Genomic DNA, 9,900 nt, shown 5'->3' with positions numbered 1-9,900 from the left:
ATGGAAAGGCCGAAAAAAGGTTTTAATATTCCGGTCGGAAAATGGATGAAAGAAACATTATTGGATAAATACAGTTTGTTTTTTTCAGAAAATTATATCGAATCTCAAGGAATATTTAGATTCTGTGAAGTCGACGAGTTGATTCACAAGCTAAATTTAGGCAATCGTCATGCTTCCTATAAACTTTGGACGATACTTGTTTTCCAGCTCTGGTATCATAAATGGATGAATAATGACGATGAGTAGTTTTAAGAAAATACGTAAGATTGTTTACGTTCATGACTTCAGGTTTTATTTACAGGGTGGTGATTTATACACTGCCGTAGGCCTACCAGAGAGCTATTTTGATCGTTTTTTTGAGACTTCAGTTGCGTCGGTTTCACTAATAACACGTTTGAAAACGGTGCCTAATGCTCCTCAAGGTTTTGAACGGATTAAAAATAATAACATATCCAGTACATTTTCTGATCTTGGTTATTTTGATCTTTTTAAACCGTTAAAATTGATTAATATAATTAAGCTTCTGAAAAGCAATGACTTTGTTGTTATTAACTATCCAAGTGTAGTGGGGTTATTTTGTGCTGTGTTGTGTATATTACTAGGGAAGAGCTATTCTCTAGAGTTTGCTGCTGACTCTGATCAATTTTCTTCTAAAAAGTTTGGCTTTCTACTCACATCAGTTTTTAATATGATGTCTAGAGTTATTGCTAGTAAGGCTTCAGCTGTTATATATGTATCCGAATACTTGCGTAATAAATATCCAAACAGATGCTCAGAGGTATGTAGTAACGTAAAGTTGGAATCGTTTGTAGCAGAAAGTAAAAATGCGCCTTTAAATGAATACTACAAAATTCTTTTTGCAGGTGGAATAAATAGACGTAAAGGAATTCCAGAGTTGCTTAAATGTCTTAGATTACTTAAAAACTTATCAAACAAGAATTTTGAATTACATGTCGCAGGTGGTCATCCAGATGATGACTATGAGCAGTTAGCTTCAGAGTTAAAAGTTTACGACTCTGTAATCTTCCATGGAATTTTGGGAGAAAAGGAGTTGGCAAAATTGTATCGCGAGTCAGATCTTTATATACAGCCGAGTTTATCTGAAGGTATCCCAAGAGCAACTTTAGAAGCTATGTCTTATGCGTTACCTGTAGTAGCTACTACTTTACCTGGTTTTAAGGAAATACTCGATGAATCTTATCTAGTAGAGCCAAGAGACATCGATGGATTGGCGAGTAAAATTCTAGAAGTTATCAACAACCCACAGATTTATACTGTTGGTTCAAAATCTAATTTATTAATGGCTAAAGAGTACTCTAATGATAGACTAAGCCAACGTCGTTGTGATTTTTACAGGAAGGTGTTTGGCAATGAGCGTTCTTAAGTCTTATGGTTTTGGTGGTTTCATTGGATTGCTGTACGCATTTGTAATGACAAAAATATTTTTTGGTAGTTGTCGTTTAGTTCGGCAGCCTATTTACATCAGAAACAGAAATCTCATTGATTTCGGTAGAGGCTTGACTACTGGTCGTCACTGCAGAATAGACTGTTTTCCTATAGGTAATAAAAGTAGGAAAATCGTTTTTGGTAGAAACTGTCAAATTAATGACAATGTGCATTTAGCTGCAGCCAGTAATATAACTTTTGGTGACAATGTCTTAATAGCCAGTAGAGTTTATATTTCGGATCACAATCATGGTGCTTATAAAGGTAACAGGCAAAGTCACCCAAGCGAGATCGCGTCAGAAAGGCATTTAGAAACATACCCAATAAGCATTGGGGATAATGTATGGATTGGAGAAGGTGTTGCTATATTACCTGGCGTTTCTATTGGCAATAACACGGTAATTGGTGCTAATTCTGTTGTAACAAGGAGCTTTGGTGATGATCTTATTATCGCGGGTAATCCGGCTCAGGTCATCAAGGTATATTGTAGCGTTAAGGGTGAGTGGGTGTTGGAAAAAGATGTTTCTTCGAACTAAATCGGGCTTGGTAGGTTTACTTCTCTCTCCTATATTTCTGATATCAATGACATGGGGGGGGGCGTCGCTCCTTGGTGCTATTTTTTCCGATGGAATTGATATCGAAGTATGGGTTTTTGTAACTTTGTTCTACATTGCTTTTTGTATTGGGATATTAATATCTAAGGTGATCATAGTTAAATCTTCTATTTCAAGCGGTTGCCAGAACTATCAACTTCACTACCTTTTCCTAATGATATTAACCTTGGTAAACGTATACTACTTTCTTCAAATTATATTTCAGGTTTTGACTATTGGCCCTCAATTTTTTTACTTGTACAGAATGTCAGTCATTGAAGGGAGTCCATTGATTCCTTACTATTCGTTTCATATTGGTGTTTTACAAGTTACATTTGGATTGTCAACTTACCTTCTGGTTAGTCGTTTGTCTGAATATGAAAGTAGTATGTTTTTTTTGTATTTAGTCACATTGTTTACATTGATTCTAACGATAGTTGACGGCTCTAGGTCTTTTTTCATGATGGGCATTGTTACATTTATTTCATTGCTGCTTTATGCTCGAAAGATAAAGTTGTCTCATGCGATTTTTCCCCTCGTTATTATTTCTATACTATTCATACTTTCTTTTAGTATTATTAGAGGGACTGAGGATAGTTTCTTAGTGGGGTTAGACTATTTAATTGTTTATTTGTCTGGAGGGATCAGGGCTCTTAATTTTGTAGTCAATGGTTCAGTGGAAGTTCCTTGGGGAGATTTACTGTCCATTAATAATAAGTTCCACTCTCTTGGTTTATCTTCTGCATATTATAATGTCAAAAATATGCCTCTAGAATTTATTGACTACAATGAGTATTATCAGACAAATGTATTTACAGCTTTAGGAGTGTATTATAGTAGTTTTGGGTATGCCTTTTTACTTTATGCCTTTTTATTTGGCTTAGTAAGTCAATTTTTATATAGTAGGTTTTTGAATCGCGTATCTACCTTCTCTATATTTTGTTATGTGATATTTATTAATGCAATTGTTTTTAGTATTTTTCATGATTATACAATTAACTTGGCCTATTATTTGTTAAAAGTTTCTTTTGTTTTGGGGGTTATTTCTCTTCTGTCTTTGTTGGTTTGTTCTTTGAAAGTTAAATTTTTAATGTGAATTAGACTAACAATGCGATTATTTATGTCTGGCAGACATTCTGGCTAGTATTTTGTGTTTAAATTTACTCTGGTGTTTTAATGAAGAAAGTATGTGTTTTACTAGCTGCATATAATGGCGAGAAATATCTCAAGGAACAACTAGATTCTATCTTAGAGCAGAAAGATGTTGAAGTTTTCTTATATGTTAGTTTAGACTTATCAACAGATAAAAGCTTAGAAATATTACAGCAGTATAGCAAACTCAAAAATGTTAATATTATGGAATATGGCAAGCGCTATGGTAGTGCTGGTCAAAATTTCTTCAACTTACTGCTGAAAGTAGACTTTTCACAGTACGATTATGTTGCATTTGCAGATCAAGATGACATTTGGTTGGGAAATAAACTGTCGAACTCCATAGAGCTACTTTTATCTAATCAAGCAAGCGCTTATTCTGGAAATGTACAAGCATTCTGGGCAAATGGTAAAGAAGCCTTGATCAAAAAGGATTATGATCAAACCAGTTATGACTATTTGTTTGAGTCGGCAGGACCTGGCTGTACTTTTGTTATGAATGAAAATCTTGCATCAAGTATTAAGTCCGTACTTGCTAAGAACTCGAGTAAAATTGCTGATCTTTGGCTACATGATTGGTTTTGCTACAGCTTTGCTCGCTCTAATGGTTATAAATGGTTTATTGGCAGTGAACCTTTGATGCTATATAGACAGCACGAATCAAATCAAGTTGGTGCTAACAGCGGTATTACTGCTATTTTAGAGAGAGCTAAGGTTGTTTTAAGTGGTGACGCTTTAGATAAAGTGATGATTCAAGCGTCATTCCTCTTACAAAATGAAAAGCCTATCGCATTAATCAGAGAAAATAGTGTCTGGAGCTTTTTTAAACTATTGCTTTGTAGTTTTAAATGTAGAAGGCGGTTATTGGATAAATTAATGTTTACTTTGGCTTTGTTACTTCTAACTATTAAGAAGTTGATTGGGATTTAACCAGAGCACGATCATTAAAACCCTTTATGGAAAAAGGGTTCAGGCGTATTGATGTATTGCTCTAAAGAATCATGAATCTCCTAGAATAACCAGTGAAAAATCACGAAGCAGACAAGAGACTAGGTTGGCATTAACAATACAGACTTGAGTGTTTTAGGTGACTTAGAGTTTGACTGGCTCGAGCTAAAAACAGTGGTTATCGTTGTTTCTGTAAGACAAGAAGAAGCGGTGACGAAAGAGTCGGAAGTCACGGTGAGATATTACATCAGCTCAAAAAATCTAGGAGCTAAAGAATTCAGGGAAACCGCATAAAGATCGGCTTGTAGATCATTTTCGTTGTTTTCTAATTGCTCCTAGACAATATAGGAGCCTAAATATGAGCGAGTTAACCAACCCATTTATGCATTTCCAAATCATTAAAGACTACCGACAAGAAAGCAAAGTAGATCACAAATTATCAGATATTATTTTGCTGACAATTTGTGGCGTTTTGTCGGGTCATGATGGCTGGGATGGCATTATCGATTTTGGCAATGCTCGCTTAGATTTCCTTAAACGATATGGTCACTTTGAAGCTGGTATTCCTTCTGCAGATACGCTGTCTCGAGTGATGGGCATGATGAATCCGGCAGCGTTGCAAAGAAGCTTTATAGCCTGGATGAAGGACTGCCATACACTGACGGATGGAGAAGTCATCGCCATCGACGGCAAAACATTACGTGGCTCTTATGACCGCTCGAAAGGTAAAGGAACGATCCACATGGTGAACGCTTTTGCTACTGCAAACGGAATGAGTATCGGCCAACAGAAGGTTGATAGTAAAAGTAATGAAATTACCGCGATCCCCAAGCTACTTGACTTGCTAGAGGAAAAAGGCTGCTTGGTTACGATTGATGCAATGGGATGCCAAAAGAAAATAGCGCAGAAAATCCTCGATAAAGAAGCGGATTATTTGTTGGCAGTTAAAGGGAATCAGGGAATGCTTGAGCAAGCCTTTGATGATTATTTTCGAATGGACATGCTTCAAGACTTTGATGGCCTCTCTTACAGTACACAAGAAAAAAGTCACGGAAGAATCGAAACGAGAGTGGCTTTAGTGAATCGCGATTTGTCTGTTCTAGGTGATATTGAGTATGAATGGCCAGAGCTTAAATCAATGGGTATCGTCGCTTCGATTCGCCAAGAATCGTCTGTGGCGACAGAGCAAGATGTGAGTATTCGTTACTATATATGCTCTAAAGAATTAGAAGCCCAAACGCTGCTTGAAGCGACGCGTTCTCATTGGGGCGTAGAGGCCATGCATTGGTCCCTTGATCGCGCAGAGGCTTTAGCAAGGATCAGGCAGATGTGTTTGAACCTATTAAAGAGTGAAACCACCTTTAAAGGTGGTATTAAACGCAAACGGATGAACTGCGCAATGGACGAAAACTATCTAAGTAAGGTTCTCGAAAGCCTTACCGGGCGGTGATGTTCATGCGGTTTCTGTGACTAATGAGTGGAAAGTCGAAACAGGTACGCCTGCATCGAGTTCTGCACCATACGCCGTTTATAATATTGGTCACGGTTCTCCCGTGAACTTGATGGACTTCATTAAAGCACTTGAAGTTGAAATTGGCGTTGAAGCTAAGAAAAACTTTAGAAAGATGCAGCCTGGAGATGTTTATCGAACTTATGCAGACACAACGGATTTGTTCAAGGTGGCAGGCTACAAGTCTCAGGTGAACTTGGAAAACGGTGCCGCTGAGTTTATCGTATGGTACCGCGAACATTACTCAGTTAAGGAGTCGTCGAATCACAATGCAAATCAAAAATAGTTTTAATTGATGAATATATTACTGACCGGTAGTAGTGGCTTCATAGGAAGCCACTTTTGTGGTGACACCAATATAAAGCGTATTGTTACACGTGCAAATGACAACTGTAATCATTGGAGTTGCGAGCAATATTCGATTAGTACACTTGATAGACAAACTGATTGGTCTGGTGCTTTTAATGGTATTGATGCCATTATCCACCTTGCTGCGCTTGCTCACTCACGAACATTCACCAGTGATGATTACCAGCAGGTAAACGTGGATGGTGCATTACATTTAGCGCGCGAAGCTGCATTGGCTGGTGTCAAAAGGTTTGTATTTGTTAGCTCGATTGGTGTGCATGGGGCCAACACTTTTGAAGAACCATTGGCACCCAATAGCCCATTTGCACCTGATAATGATTATACGCGCTCTAAGCTCTTCGCTGAGCAAGGCTTGAAGAAAATTGCAAAAGAGACTGGGCTTGAAGTTGTTATAGTTCGACCAACACTCGTGTATGGGGTAGATGCTCCGGGTAATTTCGGGTTATTGAGTAAACTGATAGCACGAGCTCCTTTCCTTCCGTTTGGTACGATTAATAATAAGCGTGATTTTATCGCAGCACAAAACTTAGCTGACCTTCTTATATGTTGTGCTACGCATCCAAACGCGAGTGGTCAGGTGTTTTTAGCAAGTGAAGGTGAGACAGTCTCGATAGGCGAGTTTACTAACCAAATAGCGCGAGGGTTGAATAGAAAAATTATTCAATTCCCAATTCCTGCTGGTTTGTTTCTCCTTGTAGGGAAGTTGACAGGAAAAACTCAGCTTGTCGAACAACTAGTTGGTAACCTACATGTTGATAATTCCAATTTGAAACAACTGTTGAACTGGACTCCCCCACATTCGATGGAAGAGGTTATGTCGCAACTGAATAAAGGACGAAAATGATTCGTATAATAGACTTTTTGGCAGCATTTTTTGGTTTGCTGTTGCTGTGGCCGGTTCTTTTGGTGGTTGTTGTTTTGGGTCTCTTTGATACAGGCTCACCGATCTTCGTACAAGAGCGAGTTGGCCGTAACAAAAAACCTTTTAAGCTAATCAAGTTTCGTACTATGTCAGTAGAAACGAAATCAGTGGCAAGTCATTTGGCAAATAACGCTTCGATTACAAAACTAGGTAGCTTTCTTCGTAAAACCAAGATTGATGAATTACCTCAGTTGATTAATGTGGTTAAAGGTGAAATGAGTTTAGTCGGTCCTCGACCTAATTTATTTAATCAAGAAGAATTGATTAAAGAGCGTGACGCGCAAGGTGTTTATGATGTATTGCCTGGCATTACGGGCCTTGCTCAAGTGCAAAACATCGATATGTCGACGCCAGAGCTTTTGGCTAAAACTGATAAACAGATGATAGATTCTTTGACTTTGAAAGATTACTTCAAGTACATCTTGATGACAGCGACAGGCAGTGGATCTGGTGATGCCGTCAAATAGTGCTTAACTATTAGAGTGGATCCTATTATTCTTCTCTACTCAAATAAAAACAAAATCTTACAATATCGAGTATTGCATACCAGAGACACTTGATCGTCAGTAATTCCAAATTGAGACAACAGTGATCTTTCCCAATAGTAGGTTTGGACTGAAATTGAGAACCATAGTTTGAGGTGTCTCAAACATCACACGTTAGAAATATCGTGATAACAAAACCTCTCAAGAGACAAAATACATGAAAATTGCCATTGCAGGTACAGGTTACGTAGGCTTGTCAAATGCGATGCTTCTGGCGCAAAACCATGAAGTTATTGCTGTAGATATTATTGAAGAAAAGGTCGCGCTTCTTAACCGTAAACAGTCGCCAATTGTAGATGCGGAAATTTCAGACTTTTTTGCGAATAAAGACCTAAACTTTACAGCAACGCTAGATAAAGAGCTTGCTTATAAAGACGCAGGGTATGTCGTTATAGCGACGCCAACCGATTATGACCCGCAAACAAACTATTTTAATACCAAGTCAGTCGAGGCAGTAATAGCTGATGTTATGGCGATTAACCCTGATGCAGTGATGGTGATCAAATCAACGGTGCCAGTAGGCTATACCAAACGTATCTCAGAAGAGCTTGGTTGTGAAAACCTTATTTTCTCACCAGAATTTTTACGTGAAGGGCGTGCCCTTTACGACAACCTGCATCCATCACGTATTATTGTCGGTGAGCAATCAGAGCGTGCTAAAGTCTTCGCAGAACTTCTTTTAGAAGGCGCACTAGACAAGGATGTACCAGTACTCTTTACTGATTCTACAGAAGCGGAAGCAGTAAAACTCTTCTCAAATACCTACTTGGCACTTCGCGTAGCGTATTTTAATGAACTTGATACTTATGCTGAAACACATGGTTTAAACTCTCGCCAAATTATCGAAGGTATCGGTTTGGACCCTCGTATTGGTAGCCATTACAACAACCCATCATTTGGTTATGGCGGCTACTGTCTACCGAAAGACACCAAACAGCTTCGCGCGAACTATGAAGATGTGCCTAATGAAATTATTGGTGCAATTGTTGATGCTAACCGGACTCGTAAAGACTTCGTAGCCGATTCAATTATTAGCCGCAACCCGAAACGTGTGGGTATTTACCGCCTAATTATGAAATCAGGATCTGACAATTTCCGAGCATCAAGTATTCAAGGTGTAATGAAACGCATCAAAGCAAAAGGCATTGAAGTTGTAGTTTATGAACCAGTACTTCAAGAGGATGAGTTCTTCCATTCACAAGTCATTAAGGATCTAGAAGAATTTAAGTCAACCTGTGATGTGATCGTTTCTAACCGGATGGTTGAAGAGATTCGTGATGTTGAAGCAAAGGTTTACACTCGTGATTTATTCGGTAGCGACTAGCCTTAGTTACCGAACCTTAGAACGATAATTTGATTATTGGGTTGTTAGTATATGAAATATTTAGTAACTGGTGCTGCTGGTTTTATTGGTAGCGCCACAGTAGAGAAGCTCAATGCAGCAGGTCATGATGTTGTCGGTATTGATAATATTAATGATTACTACGATGTAAATTTAAAGCACGCTCGACTTGAGCGTATTGCACATCCTCAATTTCGCCTTGTTAAGATGGACATTGCAGACCGTGATGCGATTGAAAAACTCTTTGTCGAAGAGCGGTTTGATAGAGTAATTCACTTAGCTGCGCAAGCAGGTGTTCGTTATTCCATTGAAAACCCGCATGCCTATGCAGATTCAAACTTAATCGGTCATTTGAACATTCTTGAAGGGTGTCGCCATAATAAAGTGAAACACTTGGTGTACGCCTCTTCAAGCTCAGTATACGGATTAAACACGAAAACACCTTTCACAACATCAGATACGGTAGATCACCCTGTTTCACTGTACGCAGCGACCAAAAAGTCTAATGAACTGATGGCCCATAGCTACTCTCATCTCTATGACATTCCAACTACAGGCCTGCGCTTTTTTACCGTCTATGGTTCTTGGGGGCGTCCTGATATGGCCCCATTTATCTTTACCAAAAAGATTTTAGCTGGTGAAACCATAGATATTAATAACAATGGTGATATGTGGCGTGATTTTACCCATGTTGACGATATTGTTGAGGGAGTAGTACGAATTGCGGATGTGCTGCCGACTCGCAATACCGCTTGGAAAGTAGAGTCTGGCACACCAGCCACTAGCTCAGCACCTTACGCGATTTATAATATCGGCCATGGTTCACCAATTAATTTGATGGAATTTGTGAAAGCGATTGAAGATCAACTCGGGCTTGAAGCAAAGAAAAACTTCCGTGGTATGCAGCCAGGGGATGTCTATCAAACTTACGCTGATACGATAGACTTGTTTGCTGCTACAGGCTATAAGCCTAAAGTTGGGTTAAGAGAGGGTGTATCTGAGTTTATCGCTTGGTATAGAGATTTTTACAGCAAATAATTAACAATACTCTTGTTGCATGGCTCATAATGAGT

Annotated in this window: 10 protein-coding genes and 1 pseudogene; all 11 read left to right on the top strand. The window is 38.7% G+C overall.

Going from position 1 to position 9,900, the window contains the following annotated elements; all coding sequences use genetic code 11:
* Nucleotides 1–246, top strand: a 246-nt coding sequence (locus tag AACQ42_RS02545; protein WP_094166269.1) for an asparagine synthase-related protein, incomplete at its 5' end; no start/stop codon positions are given.
* Nucleotides 233–1,384 (top strand): glycosyltransferase family 4 protein, encoded by a 1,152-nt coding sequence (locus tag AACQ42_RS02540; protein WP_094166268.1) that lies wholly within the window; start codon nt 233–235, stop codon nt 1,382–1,384. The genes AACQ42_RS02545 and AACQ42_RS02540, both read left to right, overlap by 14 nt.
* Nucleotides 1,371–1,982, top strand: coding sequence for a DapH/DapD/GlmU-related protein (locus AACQ42_RS02535; protein WP_094166267.1), 612 nt, complete (start codon nt 1,371–1,373; stop codon nt 1,980–1,982). Before AACQ42_RS02540 ends, AACQ42_RS02535 begins: the two co-directional genes overlap by 14 nt.
* The gene (locus tag AACQ42_RS02530; RefSeq protein WP_094166266.1) at nt 1,885–3,135 is read left to right on the top strand and encodes an O-antigen polymerase; all 1,251 of its coding nucleotides are present in this window, start codon (nt 1,885–1,887) and stop codon (nt 3,133–3,135) included. The genes AACQ42_RS02535 and AACQ42_RS02530 overlap by 98 nt, the downstream gene beginning before the upstream one ends.
* An 80-nt stretch (nt 3,136–3,215) precedes the next feature.
* Complete coding sequence (locus tag AACQ42_RS02525; protein ID WP_094166265.1) at nt 3,216–4,121, top strand: glycosyltransferase; 906 nt, start codon at nt 3,216–3,218, stop codon at nt 4,119–4,121.
* Nucleotides 4,122–4,497: 376 nt separating this feature from the next.
* Nucleotides 4,498–5,589 carry an ISAs1 family transposase gene (locus AACQ42_RS02515; RefSeq protein ID WP_094166264.1) on the top strand — a complete coding sequence of 364 codons (1,092 nt, stop codon included), beginning with the start codon at nt 4,498–4,500 and terminating at the stop codon, nt 5,587–5,589.
* A 22-nt stretch (nt 5,590–5,611) separates the two neighbouring features.
* Nucleotides 5,612–5,935, top strand: a pseudogene (locus AACQ42_RS02510) (protein CapI); the annotation flags it as partial.
* Between the two features lie 9 nt (nt 5,936–5,944).
* Nucleotides 5,945–6,862 carry an NAD-dependent epimerase/dehydratase family protein gene (locus AACQ42_RS02505; protein ID WP_094166263.1) on the top strand — a complete coding sequence of 306 codons (918 nt, stop codon included), beginning with the start codon at nt 5,945–5,947 and terminating at the stop codon, nt 6,860–6,862.
* The gene (locus AACQ42_RS02500) at nt 6,859–7,407 is read left to right on the top strand and encodes a sugar transferase (protein WP_094166262.1); all 549 of its coding nucleotides are present in this window, start codon (nt 6,859–6,861) and stop codon (nt 7,405–7,407) included. Before AACQ42_RS02505 ends, AACQ42_RS02500 begins: the two co-directional genes overlap by 4 nt.
* A 235-nt stretch (nt 7,408–7,642) precedes the next feature.
* Nucleotides 7,643–8,809, top strand: a complete 1,167-nt coding sequence (locus AACQ42_RS02495) for a nucleotide sugar dehydrogenase (protein ID WP_094166261.1) — start codon at nt 7,643–7,645, stop codon at nt 8,807–8,809.
* A 51-nt stretch (nt 8,810–8,860) separates the two neighbouring features.
* A complete protein-coding gene (locus tag AACQ42_RS02490; protein ID WP_094166260.1) occupies nt 8,861–9,865 on the top strand; it encodes an NAD-dependent epimerase in 1,005 nt (334 codons plus the stop codon).
* The last annotated feature ends 35 nt before the right edge of the window (nt 9,866–9,900 follow it).

It is taken from the genome of Vibrio sp. V12_P9A6T4, from assembly GCF_963874835.1.
Lineage (GTDB): Bacteria > Pseudomonadota > Gammaproteobacteria > Enterobacterales > Vibrionaceae > Vibrio > Vibrio anguillarum.
This window is presented reverse-complemented; position numbering and strand designations above follow the sequence as displayed.

Coding starts and splice junctions, on each gene's coding strand:
- AACQ42_RS02540 (WP_094166268.1), top strand. CDS start 233: ATGACGATGAGTAGTTTTAAGAAAATACGTAAGATTGTTTACGTTCAT.
- AACQ42_RS02535 (WP_094166267.1), top strand. CDS start 1,371: ATGAGCGTTCTTAAGTCTTATGGTTTTGGTGGTTTCATTGGATTGCTG.
- AACQ42_RS02530 (WP_094166266.1), top strand. CDS start 1,885: ATGATCTTATTATCGCGGGTAATCCGGCTCAGGTCATCAAGGTATATT.
- AACQ42_RS02525 (WP_094166265.1), top strand. CDS start 3,216: ATGAAGAAAGTATGTGTTTTACTAGCTGCATATAATGGCGAGAAATAT.
- AACQ42_RS02515 (WP_094166264.1), top strand. CDS start 4,498: ATGAGCGAGTTAACCAACCCATTTATGCATTTCCAAATCATTAAAGAC.
- AACQ42_RS02505 (WP_094166263.1), top strand. CDS start 5,945: ATGAATATATTACTGACCGGTAGTAGTGGCTTCATAGGAAGCCACTTT.
- AACQ42_RS02500 (WP_094166262.1), top strand. CDS start 6,859: ATGATTCGTATAATAGACTTTTTGGCAGCATTTTTTGGTTTGCTGTTG.
- AACQ42_RS02495 (WP_094166261.1), top strand. CDS start 7,643: ATGAAAATTGCCATTGCAGGTACAGGTTACGTAGGCTTGTCAAATGCG.
- AACQ42_RS02490 (WP_094166260.1), top strand. CDS start 8,861: ATGAAATATTTAGTAACTGGTGCTGCTGGTTTTATTGGTAGCGCCACA.